This window comes from Nioella sp. MMSF_3534, from assembly GCF_030732985.1.
In the GTDB taxonomy this organism is placed as follows: domain Bacteria; phylum Pseudomonadota; class Alphaproteobacteria; order Rhodobacterales; family Rhodobacteraceae; genus Nioella.
Genome location: NZ_JASHJX010000004.1, coordinates 38,573 through 54,276, shown reverse-complemented (window position 1 = coordinate 54,276; position 15,704 = coordinate 38,573). Strand labels below are relative to the sequence as shown.

The following is a 15,704-nucleotide window of genomic DNA, read 5'->3' as shown; positions in this document are numbered from 1 at the left end:
TCCTCGATTTGGGAAAGTGCCGGGCAGTCTGGCAGGATTTTCCTAAAATCCCGTCAATGGCGCGGCTTTGTCTGCACGGGGGGTGTACGGGGGGTGTACGCCCGGTGCACGGGTGGCGACAGGCCGCCTGCGCCCGCCTTGGGGCGTTTCCGAATCGAGCGGGGGCGTGCTATCCCTTGTGGCATGGCTTATCCCGACCCCAAGATAGGCGGCTCTGCGCGCCCTCGGATCCGTCAGCTGGACGAAACGGTGGTGAACCGCATCGCGGCGGGCGAGGTGGTGGAACGCCCTGCCTCTGCCGTCAAGGAACTGGTTGAAAACGCGATAGATTCCGGTGCCGACCGGATCACCATCGAGGTCGCCAACGGCGGCAAATCCCTGATCCGCGTCACCGACAATGGCTGCGGAATGACCCCCGAAGACCTCCCCCTCGCCCTCGCCCGCCACGCGACGTCCAAGATCGATGGGAAAGATCTGTTGAATATCAACAGCTTCGGCTTTCGCGGCGAGGCATTGCCGTCGCTCGGATCGGTCGGGCGGCTGGTAATCACGAGCCGGTCCGAGACCGGAGGAGATGCCCATACCATCGCTGTAACCGGTGGAAGACATTCGGTTATTCGCCCTGCGGCCCTGTCGGGCGGCACCGTGGTAGAGCTGCGGGATCTGTTCTTCGCCACCCCCGCGCGGCTCAAGTTCCTGCGCACGGATCGGGCCGAGATGCAGGCCATCGGCGACGTGGTGAAACGGCTGGCGATGGCGGAACCCGGCGTCGGCTTTACCCTGCGCGACATGACCGATGGTCAGAACCGGATGATCTTCCGCGCTGATCCCGAACAAGGGGATCTTTTCAATGCGTTAGGGGCCAGGCTCGGGCAGGTGATGGGGCGCGATTTCATCGAGAATGCCCTGCCGATAGAGGCCGAGCGCGAAGGCGTCCGCCTGGTGGGCTATGCCGCCCTGCCGACCTATTCACGCGGCTCCGCGACCGCGCAGTACCTGTTTGTTAACGGTCGTCCGGTAAAAGACAGGCTGCTGGTCGGGGCCTTGCGCGGGGCATATGCGGATTTCCTCAGCCGGGACCGGCACCCGGCGGTGGCGCTTTTCGTCGACTGCCCGCCGGAGCGGGTCGATGTGAACGTGCACCCGGCCAAGGCCGAGGTCAGGTTCCGCGAACCGGGTGTCGTGCGTGGTCTGATCGTGTCGGCCCTGCGCCATGCGCTGGCGGAGGCCGGGCATCGGGCATCCTCGACCGTGGCCGAGGCGACGCTCGGCGCCTTCCGCCCCGAACAGCAGGGACCTGCGCGGGTCTATCAGATGGACCGGCCCTCTCAGGGGTCGCTCCGCGCCGCGCGGGACTGGCAGGCCCCAGCCATGGGATTTGCCGAAGCACCGGAGGATTTCACCTCGACCTCGGCGCGGGTGGAACCGGTCGCCGACGCCCACGAGGCCACAGGAAACCCGCTCGGCGCGGCCCGCGCGCAGGTGCATGAAAACTACATCATCGCCCAGACCGAAACCGGCATGGTGATCGTCGACCAACACGCCGCGCATGAACGGCTGGTCTATGAAAAGCTGAAACGCCAGATGGCGGAGAACGGGGTGGCGTCCCAGGCATTGTTGATCCCCGAGATCGTGACGCTCGGCGAGAACGATGCGGGCACGCTGCTCGACCTTGCCGATGATCTGGCGAAGCTTGGCCTGGTGCTGGAGCCTTTCGGACCGGGCACCATTGCGGTGCAGGCCACGCCCGCGATCCTTGGGCCGGTAAACGCCGAGGCGATGTTGCGCGATATATTGGATGAGTTGGACGATCTGGGCGAAAGCCTGACCGTGAAGGCGCGGATCGAGGCGATCCTGTCGCGCGTTGCCTGTCATGGGTCGATCCGATCCGGCCGGCAGATGCGGGCCGAGGAGATGAACGCCCTGCTGCGCGAGATGGAGGCGACCCCCCATTCCGGCCAGTGCAACCATGGCCGGCCCACCTATGTGGAGCTGAAGCTATCCGACATCGAAAGGCTGTTCGGGCGCACATGATCCAGCTTGGTGAGACCCAGATCAACCTGTCAGACCCGCTGACCCTGCTGGCGCTTGTCGGTGTGGCGGCGGTTGTGTTGCTGCTGATCCTCGTGATGCGCTCGATCGCAGCGGCGAACCGGACCGCGCGGGCGATGGAACCGCTGGCACAGCAGATGGGCGCACTTGGCAACCGGGTGCAGTCGCTGTCGGATGGTCAACACCAGCTATCGGGCGGCATCACCCATGTGAGCGAATTGCAGGCGCGCAGCCAGGCGCAGATGCTGGAGGTGATGGAACGGCGGCTGGAAGAGGTGCAGCGCAGCATGGGCGAGACCCTGCACGGCACCTCGACCCGCACCGCGCGCAGCCTTGGGGAGCTGCAACAGCGGCTGGAACAGATCGACAAGGCGCAGGCCAAGATCGAGAAGCTGTCGGGCGATGTTCTGGGCTTGCAGGATATCCTGTCCAACAAACAGACGCGCGGGGCGTTCGGGGAAATTCAGCTGAACGACATCGTGCACAAGGCGCTGCCGCCCGACAGCTATGCCTTTCAGGCGACGCTGACGAATGGGCGGCGGGCCGATTGCCTGATCCACCTGCCGAAACCTCCCGGTCCCATCGTGATCGACTCGAAGTTTCCGCTGGAACCCTACGAGGCGCTGCGCCGGGCAAAGACGCAACGCGACACGGACGAGGCCGCGCGTGCCCTGCGCACGGCGGTGCGCGGGCATATCAAGGCGATCGCGGACCGCTACATTATCGAGGGCGAAACCGCTGACGGGGCGCTGATGTTCCTGCCGTCCGAGGCCGTCTATGCGGAACTGCACGCGAACTTCCCGGAGCTGGTGCGAGAGGGCTTTGCGGCACGGGTGTGGATCGTGTCCCCCACCACCTGCATGGCCACGCTGAACACGATGCGCGCGGTGCTGAAGGATGCGCGGATGCGCGAACAGGCGGGTGCGATCCGCAAGCAACTGGCGATGCTGCACCGGGATGTGGAACTGGTGGTGGAACGCGTGGGCAAGCTGACCACCCATTTCGGGCAGGCCCGCAAGGATCTGGACGACATCACCACCGCCGCCGAGCGTGCAGGAAAAAGGGCGACACGACTGGACAGTTTCGATTTCGAGGAACTGGGCGGCAAGGACGAGGCCGAGGTTGTGCCACTTCCTCATCGCTAGATCGGGATGAATTCGGGCTGAATCGTTTGGGACGTCATACTCCTTCCCTTTGCTGATTCACCGCCGCCAACCACAAGATAGAGGATCGCGCGGCGGAACGGATGATGTCATTGGACGTGCGTGCACGGGTGGCCAACCTCCGCGCAAGATCGCAGATATCCGCCAGACCTGGTTGCGGGACCGGCCAAGGACGTCCCTTTCCTTGCGAGGGCCGGTGCCGGTGCTGACGGATCGCGATCTACGGGTCGCGCCGCGCTGTCCCGGCTTTCGTGCGCGGCACCGGGCACCCGTTCGAACAATCGCGCTCGCAGAGGCGCAAAACCGCCCCGTCGGGGCCACCGGTCGCCCTTGGCGGGTTGAGAACGGGGCCTCTGGTTTGAACGCCTGCCCGCCCTATCTTCCCGGTCATGGCCCACAAGAAACCTAACCTACCGACAAAGACCTGCGCCACTTGCGGGCGCCCATTTTCGTGGCGGAAGAAATGGGCGGCGGTCTGGGAGGAGGTGCGCTATTGCTCGGATCGGTGCCGGCGGGAAAAGACCGTCAGGCGAGCGTGACGCCTGCCCCGGCCATCCCCTCCAGCGCCGCTGCCAGTGACCCGTCGAAGTCAATCGCGCGGCAGAGGTCCTGGCGAACGGTGACGGTGAACCCCAACCGGGCCGCGTCGACGGCGGAGTAGTTCACGCAGAAATCGGTGGCGAGGCCGACCATGGTGAGCGTGTCGATGCCCCGCGTGCGCAGGTAGCCCTCCAGCCCCGTGGGCGTCGTCTTGTCGTTCTCGAAGAAGGCCGAATAGCTGTCGATGGCGGGGTTATAGCCCTTGCGGATATTGAGGTCCGCCCGGTCGGTCATCAGGTCCTCGTGGAAGGCGGCGCCGTGGGTTCCCTGCACGCAATGATCGGGCCACAGCACCTGCGGGCCATAGGGCATCTCGGTCAGGGTCATCGGTTCGGCCCCGTGGCTGGAGGCGAAGGAGGAATGGCCCGCCGGGTGCCAGTCCTGCGTCAGGATCACCGCGTCGAAATCGCCCATCAACGCGTTGATGCCGGGGACAATTGTATCGCCCTCTGGCACCGCCAGAGCGCCGCCGGGGCAGAAATCGTTCTGGACGTCGATGACGATGAGGGCATGCATGGGCGGGCTCCTTTCCGGGTTCCTTAAGGGGTAGTCAGGCAGGCGCTGCCCGTCAATGCACGTGCGGGGCTGCACCGGGGTGAACAGCGGCTGTGCGCGGGTGCGTCTATGTCGGGGAAGGGGGCCGCCATAGGCTGACGAGCAGACGCACGCAGGAGGACCCATGACCGAAACACCCATCATCGCCGCGAAAAGCCCGGCCAAGGTCGAGCTGACCGAGGGCGAAACCTATACCTGGTGCCGCTGCGGGCGGTCGAAGAACCAGCCCTTTTGCGACGGGTCGCATCGGGGCACGGGGATCACTCCCGTATCGTTCAAGGCCGAGGAAACTGGCACGGCTTTTCTGTGCCGCTGCAAGGCCACAGGGAACGCACCGTTCTGCGACGGGACCCATTCCAAGCTGGAGGGGCTGGAGCCCGGCGACGCCTCGCCACCGCCGAAAGGCGATGCGCCCAAGGCAGAACCCACACCAGAGGAGCCGACCGTCGCCCGTATCCACGCGCTGGCGCGCGATGGTCTCAGCCAGCTTGGCCATCACGGCGAGATGGGGGCCATGGGGGTGCCGCGAAAGGACCTGCCGCATTGGGACGATCTGCAGATCCTGCCTGCGCAAATGGCGCGCAAACCGCTGCTGGATGACGCGCCGGTATCGACCAAAGTGGTGATCGGCCCCCGCGCCGCGAAGCCGCTGGAGCTGGATATCCCGCTCTTCGTGTCCGACATGAGCTTTGGCGCGTTGTCGCTGGAGGCCAAGGTTGCCCTGTCGCGCGGGGCGGAACTGGCGGGGACCGGGATATGTTCGGGCGAGGGTGGCATGTTGCCTAAAGAGCAGGCCGAGAATTCGCGTTATTTCTACGAACTGGCCTCGGCCCGCTTCGGCTGGCGGCCGGAACTGGTGGAACGGGTGCAGGCCTTTCACTTCAAGGGCGGTCAGGGGGCCAAGACCGGCACCGGCGGGCATCTGCCGGGCAATAAGGTGACCGAGAAGATTGCCGAGGTGCGGGGGCTGGAAAAGGGGCAGGATGCGATTTCGCCCGCGACCTTCCCCGATCTGACAACGCCTGCCGATTTCGCAAAGCTGGCCGATGAGGTGCGGGAAAGGTCCGGGGGCATTCCCATCGGTTTCAAACTGTCCGCCAACCATATCGAGGCCGATATCGACTTCGCATTGGAGGCGGGGGCCGATTACATCATCCTCGACGGACGAGGCGGGGGAACGGGCGCTGCGCCTTTGATCTTCCGCGATCATATCTCGGTGCCGACCATCCCGGCGCTGGCCCGCGCCCGGCGGCATCTGGATGCGCGCACCGGGCGCGAGGTGACGCTGGTCATCACCGGCGGGTTGCGGGTGGCGGAGGATTTCGCCAAGGCGATGGCCCTCGGGGCCGATGCGGTCGCGGTGTCGAACTCGGCCATTCAGGCCGTGGGCTGCGTGGCCGCGCGCATGTGCAACACCAACAACTGTCCCGCCGGGATCGCCACGCAAAAGCCAGAGCTTCGCAGGCGTCTGGATGTGCAGGTCAGCGCCGAGCGGCTGGCGCGGTTCTTCAGGGCCTCGGTGGAGCTGATGCAGATGCTGGCACGGGCCTGCGGGCATGACAGCCTGTCGGGGTTCCGCGAGGACGACCTGACCAGCTGGAAGAAAGAGATGGCGGAGCTGAGTGGCGTGCGCTTTGCGGGCGTGGGCGTTTAACTTCGATTGACCGGCGGGCCGCACGCGTGTTCGGTGTCGGGCAGAGAGGTGCCCGACATGATCGCCAACGAACGCCCCGTCATCGCCGACAGCCTGTGGACCGCCACGGCAAACCCCGCGCCCGACTGCCCGCCTTTGGTGGGCGAGGTGGAGGCGGATGTGGTCATCGTGGGCGGCGGGTTCACCGGGTTGTCGGCTGCTCTCCATGCCGCTGAGGCGGGGCTTCGCGCCGTGGTGCTGGAGGCCGAAAGCCCCGGATGGGGTGCATCGGGGCGCAATGGCGGGCAGGTCGATCCGGGGCTGTATATCGATCCGGATGAGGTCGAGGCGCGGTTCGGCCCCGACATTGGCGCGCGGATGGTGGACTACATGGGGCGCTCGGGGCAGATGGTGTTCGACCTGATCGAGCGGCACGGCATCCAATGCGACGCCCGGCCCGTGGGTTGGATCAGGGCGGCGCATAACAAGGCTGCGTTGCAAGACATTCAGGGCAAGGTCGCGCAATGGCAGCGTCGTGGGGCCGATCTGCGGTTTCTGGACCGGGACGCGCTGGCCGGGATGCTTGGCACCGGGGTCTATGCTGGTGGGCTGATCGACATGCGGGGCGGTAACCTGCATCCGCTGAACTACACGCTCGGGCTGGCGGATGCTGCCATACGGGCCGGGGCGGCGGTGCATGGGCAGTCCCGCGTGATCAGCTCCGCGCGCGACGGGGATCGCCACGTTCTGCGCACGGCGCAGGGGTCTGTCCGGGCGGGCAAGGTCCTGCTTTGCACCAACGGCTATACGGACGGGCTGGCCGCACCCTTGGCGCAGGAGGTCGTGCCGGTCCGCTCGGTTCAAGTGGCGACCGACCCATTGCCGCCAGAGGTGGCGGCGAGCATCCTTCCGGGGCGGCAAGCGCCATCGGACTTGCGGCGGCTGCTGCTCTATTTCCGCATGGATGCGGCGGGACGGTTCATCATGGGCGGACGCGGGGCCTATGGTGACCGGGCGACACTGGCGCGGATGGAGGCGCTGCGACAGGTCAGCGTGAAGATGTACCCGCAGCTTGCGCCCTATGGCTGGCGGCATGCATGGGGCGGGTTCATTGCGGTCACGCCCGACCATTACCCGCGTCTGGTACGGATGGGGCCGGGGATGATGGCGGGGCTTGGATATAACGGGCGCGGCGTGGCGCAGGCCACGGCCATGGGCAGGCTGATGGCGGAGTGGGCTGCCGGACGGCCAGAGGCGGAGCTGGATTTCCCCGTGACCGGCCCGCAGCCGATCCCGTTCCACGGTCTGCGGCGGCTTGGGGTGGCGGCAACCGTTCTGAAGTATCGGATGCTCGACGGCTTGGGGCTGTAACCACTCCATCGGGCTATTTCCTTGCCAAATCGCGGGAAGTCCTCAATCCTTTCAAGGAAGGAGATTGAGTCACCCATGCGATTTGAATTCGCCGATTGCCTGCTGGATACCGAGAGCTTCAAGCTCTTTCGCAACGGCGATGCTCAGCCGGTTGAACCGCAGGTGTTCGACCTTCTGCGTGTGCTTGTCGAGAATGCGGGCAAGCTGGTGTCTCGGGATCAGCTGATCGAGGAGGTCTGGGGCGGGCGTATCGTGTCGGAGGCGACGATCAGCGCCCGGATCAATGCGGCCCGCACGGCGGTCGGTGACGACGGCAAGACGCAGGCGGTGATCCGCACCGTGCCGCGCCGGGGGATCGAACTGGTGGTGCCGGTCAGCGATGCCGGACAGGCAAAGGCACACATCCCCGCGCCGGACCCACCCGCTAGCCAGACGATCCGCTACACCACATCTGCCGATGGCACGCAGCTGGCCTATGCGATCTCGGGGAAAGCCGGGACGCCACCCGTTCTGAGGGCCTCGCACCACGTGACTCATCTGGAGATGGATTGGGCCAGCCCGTTCTGGCGGCCGTTTTTCGACGCACTTGGCGGGCAACACCGGCTGATCCGTTATGACATACGCGGCACCGGGCTGTCGGACGGGGCCGGAACCGACCACGACATGGCCCGGCATGTAGAGGATCTGGCCGCGGTGGCCGATGCGGCGGGGTTGGACCGTTTCCCGATCCTGGCCAATCTGAACAGTGCCGCGGTCGCCATCCGCTATGCCGCCGAGAACCCCGACCGGGTCAGCCGGCTGATCATCCAGCAAGGCTATGCGCGCGGGCGGGCCTTGCGGGGCGGCGCGTCCGAGCCGTCGGGGAATGACCCGTTCGTCAATCTGCTGCGCGGCGATGGCTGGGGCGATCCGCAGAACGGGTATATGCGGGCCTGGATGTCGATGACAGCCCCCACTCTGACCTATGACGAGGCCACTGCGATGATCGGGCTGATTGCTGAGGCGTCCTCGATCAGCGACGTGCTGGCCAGCCGCCAGACCATCGACCGCTTTGACGCGCGGCCCTATCTTGAGCAGGTGGAGGCCCCGACGCTGGTCATCCATGCCCGAAGCGACATCGTGCATCCGCTGGCCGAGGGCCGGGTGATCGCCGCCGGTATCCCCGATGCAGAGTTCCGCGTTGTCGAAAGCGCCAATACGCTTTGCGTGCCGTCCGATCCGACCTGGGCAGAGCAGACCGAGGCGATTCTGGATTTTCTCGCTCGCGACTGAGGTCTCAACCGTAGATGTGACCGCCGAGGTATTTCGCCCCGCTGTCGCAGGCGAAGGTGACGACGCGTTTGCCGGGGCCAAGCTCTTTCGCAAGCTGAATCGCGGCGACAACGTTCAGCCCGGTAGAGCCGCCGCCGAACACGCCCGCCTCTGCCGCCAGCCTGCGGCACATGGCAAAGGCGGTCTCCTGATCGATGGTTCGGATGTCGGATAGTCGCGCCCGGTCGAGAAAGGGCGGCTCAAATCCTACACCGACGCCTTCCACCTTGTGTGGGCCGCCCTTGCCGGTGGTCAGAAGCGGCGACTGCGCAGGTTCCAGCGCGATTACCTCGGGGGTTTGCCCTGCTTCGGCCAGCCCGTCGGCGGTGCCCATCAGCGCGGCCCCGGTGCCCACGGCAGAGACCAGAAGATCGACATGCCCCAGATCGTCGGCGATCTCCTGCCCCATGGGGGCGTAACCCGCACGCACATCGGGCGAGCCGAACTGATCGGCATAGAAGCTGCCGGGTTCCGCAGCCAAAGCGTAGGCGCGGGCCTTCATCCTCTGGATCAGCTCGGGTGTGATCGTCCCGTCGGAGGGTTCGACCAGAACCTCGGCTCCGAAGGCCTCCATCGCCTGCCGCTTGCTGTCGGAAAACGCATCCGAGAAAACCGCCGTGAAGCGCAGGCCGAGAACCGCCGCGACGAATGCCAGCGCCGTGCCGGTGCTGCCGCCAGTATACTCCACCACGCGGTCCCCGGGCCGCAGCGCGCCCCGTTCCATCGCGCGGGTCAGAACGGACACGGCCATGCGGTCTTTGTAGGACCCGGTCGGGTTGCCGCCTTCGAGTTTGATCCAGATCTCGGCCCCTGCTTCGGGTTCAAGCCCTTGCAAGCGCACCAACGGGGTTCTGCCGATCGCGCCAAGTGCTGTTTCAGACCGCATGATGTGCCCCTCCGGGTTGGATCGTTAAACTGTGCCCCTTGCGTCCCGCCCGATCAAGCGTGCCGTCTTGAACGCCCCTGCGCAGCGGGTGTATGGGAAGCGCATGTATACCGTTGCCGCGCTCTATCACTTCACCCGGTTCGAGGATCCCGACGCCCTGCGCGCGCCGCTGCGCGACCTGTGCGAGGCTGAGGATGTGCGCGGGTCGCTGCTGATCGCGTCCGAGGGGATCAACGGCACCATCGCAGGGCCGCGCAAGGGCATTGACGCGGTGCTCGCCCATATCCGCGCCCTGCCCGGCTGTGCCGATCTGGAATGGAAAGAAAGCACAGCCACCGATGCGCCCTTCGCCCGCATGAAAGTGCGGCTGAAAAAAGAGATCGTCACCATGGGCGTGCCCGGCGTCGATCCCAAGGCGAAGGTGGGCCATTACGTGCGGCCCGAGGATTGGAACGCGCTGATTTCCGCGCCGGATGTGGCGGTGATCGACACGCGCAACGACTACGAAATCGCGATCGGCACCTTCGAGGGCGCGGTGGATCCCGAAACCGCGACGTTCCGTGAATTTCCTGCCTGGTGGGAAGCGAACAAGGACCGCTTCCACAACAAGCGGATTGCGATGTTCTGCACCGGCGGCATTCGCTGCGAGAAATCCACCAACTACCTGATCGAACAGGGGGTGGACGAGGTCTATCATCTCAAGGGCGGCATCCTGCAATATCTGGAGGATGTGCCGGAAGAGGACAGCCTGTGGCACGGGGAATGTTTCGTTTTCGACGAGCGTGTCTCGGTCGGGCACGGGTTGAAGGAAGGGCCTCATCTTTTGTGCAGGGCCTGCCGTCGTCCGCTGCTGCCAGAGGACAAGACGCGCGCCGAATATGAACATGGCGTGTCCTGCCATCAGTGTCTGTCTGAACACACGGACGCAGATCGCGCCCGGTTCCGCGAGCGGCAGAAGCAGATCGAGCTGGCGAAGGCACGCGGAGAACGCCACCTAGCCGGTGGCCCGGTTTGAGTTCCGGCGCGACCCTGTTTCAAACGACATCCGCGCGCACCGCGCTTGCCCTGCTGATCGGCATCGGATCGGGCGTCTTCGCCTATCTGATCGGCATGCCGCTGCCCTGGATGCTGGGGCCGATGATCGGCAACACCATCGCCGCGATCCTGCATGCCCCGATCGCGCCGCCCGCCCGGCTGCGCCCCATCGTGATCCCCATTATCGGGGTCATGCTCGGGTCTGGCATCACGCCGGAAATCCTGGAGGCGGTTGGCGATTGGGCGATCAGTTTTCTCGTGTTGCCGCCCTTTCTGGTCGTAGCCGCCGGAGCGTCGTTTCTGTTTTACAGGCTGATCGGAAAGTACGACCCCGTCACCGCCTATTTCAGCGCCATGCCCGGCGGGCTGAACGAGATGTTGATCCTTGGCGCCGAACAGGGCGGCGATGAAAAGCGCATCGCGCTGGCCCATGCCAGCCGGATCCTGCTGGTCATCGGCTTCGTGGCACTGTTCTTCGGCTTGATCCTCGGCGTGACGTCTGGCGGGCAAGGTGGGGCCGTCTGGGTCGGGCTATGGGAACTGGACCTGACCGATTACGCGGTGCTTGCGGCTTGCGCGGTTGCGGGGGTCTATCTGGGAAAGGTGCTGCGCCTGCCCGCGGCGGCGGTGCTGGGGCCGATGCTGCTGTCGGGCATTGCGCATTTCTTCCACATCGTCGACGTGCCACCGCCCACGGTTCTGGTGATCGCGGCACAGGTCGTCATGGGCACGGTCATCGGCTGCCGATTCATCGGGGCGAGTGCGCGCGAGGTGGGGCATGACCTGTTCCTGGGCTTCTTTTCGACCGTCGGGATGCTGATGACCGGGGTGGGCTTTGCCGCAGTGGTCGCGGCGCTGACCGATACCGACCTGAGCCAGGCCTTCCTGGCCTATTCCCCCGGCGGCCTGACCGAGATGAGCCTGCTGGCCTTCGCCATGGGCGGCGACATCGCCTATGTCTCGCTGACCCATATCGTTCGGATCGTGATCGTGATCTTTTCCGCCCCGCTGGTCTTTCGCTGGCTTGGGCGTGGTGGCTAAGCCCTTCTCCACTTCCTGAGCTTTCCAAAAACGACATTCTCAGCGTCGCTTTTCTCCTTATTTTCAAGGGTGATGAAAAAACCTTTGACAATTTCACGGGCGCATTGTGAATGTTTCAAGCGAAATTTCACGGGCATCGACCGAACCATGCAACACCCCTCCCTCGGAGCTGACCTCAGATCCCTGCGCAAGCTGCGCGGGTTGACGCTGGAGGATCTGGCCGCACGGTTGGGCAAATCGGTCGGCTGGATCAGCCAGGTTGAGCGCGACATCTCCACCCCCCGCGTCAGCGACCTGCGCGAGATCGCCAGCATCTACGAAGTGCCCCTGTCGCTGTTTTTCGGCAAGGCCACCGGCCCGGAAAACGAGATGGGCCGCGTCGTGCGCGCCGCCAATCGGCGGAAAGTGGGCGAGCAGGATGGCGGGCTGGTCGAGGCGCTGCTGTCGCCGGACCTCACCGATTCCTTCGAGGTGGTGCATTCGACCTTTCAACCCGGTTCCAGCCGGATGGAACGGACCTCCCGCCCCACACAGGAACTGGCCTTCGTCATGTCGGGCAAGCTGGATATCTGGCTCGATGACGACGCTTTCACCATCCGCGCGGGCGACAGCTTTCGCGTGCGCGACCAGTCATACCGTTGGGCCAATCCCTATGAGGAGCCCGCCGTCGCAATCTGGGTGATCTCACCCCCCGTCTACTGAAAGGATCCGCCATGGCCGATTTCCCCACATCCGCAAAGGTCGTCATCATCGGGGGCGGTGCCGTTGGAGCATCCAGCCTCTATCATCTGGCCAAGAAGGGCTGGACCGACTGCGTGCTGCTGGAAAAGAACGAGCTGACCGCAGGGTCGACCTGGCACGCGGCGGGGAATGTTCCGACCTTTTCGACCTCTTGGGCCGTCATGAACATGCAGCGCTATTCGACCGAGCTTTATGCGCGCTTGGGCGAAGAGGTGGATTACCCGATGAACTACCACCAGACCGGGTCGATCCGGCTGGCCCATTCGAAAGAGCGGATGCAGGAGTTCGAACGCGCCAAGGGGATGGGGCTGCAACAGGGCATGAACCTTGAGATTCTGACGCCCGAGGAGGTGAAGGAGCGGTATCCCTTCATCGAAACGCATGACATCAAGGGCGCGCTATATGATCCGAACGATGGCGATATCGACCCCGCGCAGCTGACGCAGGCGCTGGCCAAGGGCGCGCGCGACATGGGGGCCAAGATCCTCCGTTTTTGCCCCGCGACGGGCGTGACGCAGAAAGAGGATGGCAGCTGGATCGTCCATACGGACAAGGGCGATATCGCCTGCGACTACGTGGTGAACGCCGCCGGATACTATGCGCAGCAGGTCGGCGAATGGTTCAAGCCCTATGGCGGGCGCACCGTGCCGATGATGGTGATGAGCCATCAATACGTGCTGACCGAGGAAATCCCCGAGATCGAGGCATGGTCGAAGGAGAACGGCCGCAAGCTGCCGCTTCTGCGTGACGTGGATGTGTCTTACTACTTCCGGCAGGAGAAGCACGGCTTCAACATCGGCCCCTATGAACCGAATTGTAAGGCGGAATGGGCTGGATCGCCCGATGAAGTGCCAAATGACTTCAGCTTCCAGCTTTGGACGGATGACCTGGAACGGATCGAGGAGATCGTTGCGGATTCGATGGAGCGCGTACCGCTCGCCGCCACCGCCGGGATCAGCCGCATCATCAACGGGCCGATCCCCTATGCGCCCGACGGGATGCCGCTGCTCGGGCCGATGCCGGGTGTGACAAACGCGTTCGAGGCCTGCGTGTTTACCTTCGGCATCGCGCAGGGCGGCGGCGCCGGAAAGGTGCTGGCCGAGTGGATCGTCGATGGCGCGACCGAATGGGACATGTGGGCCTGCGACCCGCGCCGCTACACCGACTACACCGACCACGACTACTGCGTCGCCAAGGGGATGGAGGTCTATGGCAACGAATACGCCATGCACTTCCCCTGGCACCGCTGGCCCGCCGCGCCGGACCGCAAGCTGTCGCCTGTGCATGAGAAGGTGAAAGCGCTTGGCGGTGTGATGGGCGACTATAACGGGTGGGAACGGGCCAACTGGTTCGCGCAACCCGGCGACGACACCAGCGAGGAAAGTACCCACACCTGGGGCCGCTCTGGCCCGTGGGAGCAACGGATCAAGGAAGAATGCAAAGCGGTGCGCGATGCCTGTGGCGTACTCGACCTGCCCGGCTTCTCTCGCTTCTGGGTGAAGGGCGACGGCGCGGATGAATGGCTGCGCGGTTACTGCACCGGGGGCATCCCCAAGGTGGGGCGGATCGGGCTGATCTATGTCTCTGACCATCGGGGCCGCATCCTGACCGAGATGAGCTGCATCCGGCTGGAGGAAAACAGCTTCGTCCTGATCACGGCGGCAACGGCGCAATGGCATGATGGCGAGCTGGTGAAACGGTCGGTGCCCGAGGGCGTGACCGTGACGGAAACCACCCGCGACCGGGACTGTCTGATCGTGGCTGGCCCCACATCACGCGATGTGCTGGCGGGGCTGACCGATGCGGATCTGACCCAAGGCTGGCTGACCCATCAGCACGCGACCGTCGCGGGCAAACCCGCTTTCCTCATCCGCGTGTCCTTCACCGGGGAACTGGGGTGGGAGGTGCATGCCGCGAACGAGGATGTGCCCGCGATCTACGAGGCGATCATTGCCGCAGGCGCCAAGCCCTTCGGCATGTGGGCGCTGAACAGCCTGCGGATCGAGAAGGGGTATCGCGCGTGGAAGGGGGATCTTTCGACCGATTACACCCTGTTCGAAGGCGGACTGGACCGGTTCGTCAAACTCGACAAGCCGCAGGATTTCACCGGCAAAGCGGCGCTGATGGCCGAGAAACAGCAGGGCGTGAAGAAGCGCTTCGTCACGCTGATCGTGGACGCGGGCGATTGCGATGCACCTTACATGTCCTGCCTCTGGCATGACGGGCAGATCGTGGGCGAAACCACGTCGGGGGCCTGGGGCTACCGGGTGGGGGCGTCGGTCGCGCTTGGCATGGTGCGGGCCGATCTGGCCGAGCCGGGTAAGGAACTGGAGGTGGAGATCTATGGCGAACGGTTCCGCGCGGTGGTGCAGGAAGACCGACCGCTATGGGACCCGGAAAACGAAAGGTTGCGGGCGTGACCAAGATCACCCTTCTGGACGGGTCTATCGGGCAGGAACTGGTGCACCGTGCCGGGGATCGCCCGACGCCGCTTTGGTCCACATCTGTGATGCTGGACCGGCCAGAGCTGGTGCGCGCTGTTCATGGCGACTACTTCAACGTCGGCGCGACCATTGCCACCACCAACACCTATTCAGCGTTGCGCGACCGGCTGCGCCCGGAGGGCCTTGAGGATCGCTTTGCCGATCTGATCGAGACAGCCTTGCGCGAAGCGGAAGCGGCGCGCGATGCCCATGGCGGTGGCAGGATTGCCGGGTCGCTTGGGCCGCTGCGCGCCTCCTACCGGCCGGATCTCTGCCCGCCGGAAGACGAGGCCGCCGCCGCCTATTCGGAACTGGTGCGCCTGATGGAAGGGCGGGTTGACCTGTTCCTGATCGAAACCGTGTCCTCGATCCTGCAGGCGCGGGGGGCTTTGGCGGGCTGCGCCGGGACCAAGCTGCCGGTCTGGTTGTCGGTGTCGGTCGATGATGAGAACGGCACGCGTCTGCGGTCTGGCGAGGAGTTGAGCAGCCTTGCCCCGGTGATGGATGAATTCCGGCCCGACGCACTTCTGGTCAACTGCTCCCGCCCCGAAGCCATCACCTCCGCCCTGACGATCCTGAAGCCGCTTGGCCTGCCCATTGGGGCCTATGCCAACGGGTTCACGAGGATCTCCGACGGCTTCCTTCAGGACCGCCCGACCGTGGATGCGCTAAGCGCCCGCAAGGATCTCGGCCCTGCCGAGTACGCCGATTTCGCCATGGGCTGGGTCGATGCCGGGGCCACGATTGTCGGGGGCTGCTGCGAGGTTGGCCCCGCCCATATTGCTGAACTTGCCCGGCGGCTGACCGCCGCGGGCCATAAGATCGTCTGAGGA

Annotated in this window: 13 protein-coding genes; 11 read left to right on the top strand and 2 right to left on the bottom strand. The window is 65.1% G+C overall.

The window, feature by feature from the left end; translation table 11 throughout:
* The first annotated feature begins 183 nt into the window (after window positions 1–183).
* The 3 genes from mutL to RBB16_RS02725 all read left to right on the top strand — a co-directional run bounded on the left by mutL (window position 184) and on the right by RBB16_RS02725 (window position 3,754).
* Window positions 184–2,034, top strand: a complete 1,851-nt coding sequence (gene mutL, locus RBB16_RS02735; protein WP_306044682.1) for a DNA mismatch repair endonuclease MutL — start codon at window positions 184–186, stop codon at window positions 2,032–2,034.
* The gene (locus RBB16_RS02730; RefSeq protein ID WP_306044681.1) at window positions 2,031–3,197 is read left to right on the top strand and encodes a DNA recombination protein RmuC; all 1,167 of its coding nucleotides are present in this window, start codon (window positions 2,031–2,033) and stop codon (window positions 3,195–3,197) included. Before mutL ends, RBB16_RS02730 begins: the two co-directional genes overlap by 4 nt.
* 407 nt (window positions 3,198–3,604) lie before the next feature.
* The gene (locus RBB16_RS02725) at window positions 3,605–3,754 is read left to right on the top strand and encodes a DUF2256 domain-containing protein (protein WP_306044679.1); all 150 of its coding nucleotides are present in this window, start codon (window positions 3,605–3,607) and stop codon (window positions 3,752–3,754) included.
* Here the strand turns inward: RBB16_RS02725 and pncA are convergent.
* Window positions 3,741–4,331 (bottom strand): bifunctional nicotinamidase/pyrazinamidase, encoded by a 591-nt coding sequence (gene pncA / locus RBB16_RS02720; RefSeq protein ID WP_306044678.1) that lies wholly within the window; start codon window positions 4,329–4,331, stop codon window positions 3,741–3,743. The genes RBB16_RS02725 and pncA overlap by 14 nt on opposite strands.
* A gap of 163 nt (window positions 4,332–4,494) precedes the next feature.
* Here pncA and RBB16_RS02715 point away from each other — a divergent pair, with 163 nt between their 5' ends.
* The 3 genes from RBB16_RS02715 to RBB16_RS02705 all read left to right on the top strand — a co-directional run bounded on the left by RBB16_RS02715 (window position 4,495) and on the right by RBB16_RS02705 (window position 8,646).
* Window positions 4,495–6,024, top strand: a complete 1,530-nt coding sequence (locus RBB16_RS02715; RefSeq protein ID WP_306044677.1) for a glutamate synthase-related protein — start codon at window positions 4,495–4,497, stop codon at window positions 6,022–6,024.
* A gap of 57 nt (window positions 6,025–6,081) precedes the next feature.
* On the top strand, window positions 6,082–7,374 hold the full coding sequence (locus tag RBB16_RS02710; protein ID WP_306044676.1) for an FAD-binding oxidoreductase: 1,293 nt from the start codon (window positions 6,082–6,084) through the stop codon (window positions 7,372–7,374).
* 75 nt (window positions 7,375–7,449) lie between these two features.
* Window positions 7,450–8,646: an alpha/beta fold hydrolase gene (locus RBB16_RS02705; protein WP_306044675.1), complete on the top strand. Its 1,197-nt coding sequence runs from the start codon at window positions 7,450–7,452 to the stop codon at window positions 8,644–8,646.
* Between the two features lie 4 nt (window positions 8,647–8,650).
* Here the strand turns inward: RBB16_RS02705 and RBB16_RS02700 are convergent, their stop codons facing one another.
* On the bottom strand, window positions 8,651–9,571 hold the full coding sequence (locus tag RBB16_RS02700) for a cysteine synthase family protein (protein WP_306044674.1): 921 nt from the start codon (window positions 9,569–9,571) through the stop codon (window positions 8,651–8,653).
* Between the two features lie 103 nt (window positions 9,572–9,674).
* Between RBB16_RS02700 and RBB16_RS02695 the strand changes: the two genes are divergently transcribed.
* The 5 genes from RBB16_RS02695 to RBB16_RS02675 all read left to right on the top strand — a co-directional run bounded on the left by RBB16_RS02695 (window position 9,675) and on the right by RBB16_RS02675 (window position 15,701).
* Entirely contained in the window at window positions 9,675–10,586 is a 912-nt protein-coding gene (locus RBB16_RS02695; protein WP_306044673.1) for a rhodanese-related sulfurtransferase, read from the top strand.
* Window positions 10,583–11,647, top strand: coding sequence for an AbrB family transcriptional regulator (locus tag RBB16_RS02690; RefSeq protein WP_306044672.1), 1,065 nt, complete (start codon window positions 10,583–10,585; stop codon window positions 11,645–11,647). The genes RBB16_RS02695 and RBB16_RS02690 overlap by 4 nt, the downstream gene beginning before the upstream one ends.
* Before the next feature lie 147 nt (window positions 11,648–11,794).
* On the top strand, window positions 11,795–12,349 hold the full coding sequence (locus RBB16_RS02685; protein ID WP_071689470.1) for a helix-turn-helix domain-containing protein: 555 nt from the start codon (window positions 11,795–11,797) through the stop codon (window positions 12,347–12,349).
* Between the two features lie 11 nt (window positions 12,350–12,360).
* A complete protein-coding gene (locus RBB16_RS02680) occupies window positions 12,361–14,808 on the top strand; it encodes an FAD-dependent oxidoreductase (RefSeq protein WP_306044671.1) in 2,448 nt (815 codons plus the stop codon).
* The gene (locus RBB16_RS02675; RefSeq protein ID WP_306044670.1) at window positions 14,805–15,701 is read left to right on the top strand and encodes a homocysteine S-methyltransferase family protein; all 897 of its coding nucleotides are present in this window, start codon (window positions 14,805–14,807) and stop codon (window positions 15,699–15,701) included. The genes RBB16_RS02680 and RBB16_RS02675 overlap by 4 nt, the downstream gene beginning before the upstream one ends.
* The last annotated feature ends 3 nt before the right edge of the window (window positions 15,702–15,704 follow it).

Coding starts and splice junctions, on each gene's coding strand:
- mutL (WP_306044682.1), top strand. CDS start 184: ATGGCTTATCCCGACCCCAAGATAGGCGGCTCTGCGCGCCCTCGGATC.
- RBB16_RS02730 (WP_306044681.1), top strand. CDS start 2,031: ATGATCCAGCTTGGTGAGACCCAGATCAACCTGTCAGACCCGCTGACC.
- RBB16_RS02725 (WP_306044679.1), top strand. CDS start 3,605: ATGGCCCACAAGAAACCTAACCTACCGACAAAGACCTGCGCCACTTGC.
- pncA (WP_306044678.1), bottom strand. CDS start 4,331: ATGCATGCCCTCATCGTCATCGACGTCCAGAACGATTTCTGCCCCGGC.
- RBB16_RS02715 (WP_306044677.1), top strand. CDS start 4,495: ATGACCGAAACACCCATCATCGCCGCGAAAAGCCCGGCCAAGGTCGAG.
- RBB16_RS02710 (WP_306044676.1), top strand. CDS start 6,082: ATGATCGCCAACGAACGCCCCGTCATCGCCGACAGCCTGTGGACCGCC.
- RBB16_RS02705 (WP_306044675.1), top strand. CDS start 7,450: ATGCGATTTGAATTCGCCGATTGCCTGCTGGATACCGAGAGCTTCAAG.
- RBB16_RS02700 (WP_306044674.1), bottom strand. CDS start 9,571: ATGCGGTCTGAAACAGCACTTGGCGCGATCGGCAGAACCCCGTTGGTG.
- RBB16_RS02695 (WP_306044673.1), top strand. CDS start 9,675: ATGTATACCGTTGCCGCGCTCTATCACTTCACCCGGTTCGAGGATCCC.
- RBB16_RS02685 (WP_071689470.1), top strand. CDS start 11,795: ATGCAACACCCCTCCCTCGGAGCTGACCTCAGATCCCTGCGCAAGCTG.
- RBB16_RS02680 (WP_306044671.1), top strand. CDS start 12,361: ATGGCCGATTTCCCCACATCCGCAAAGGTCGTCATCATCGGGGGCGGT.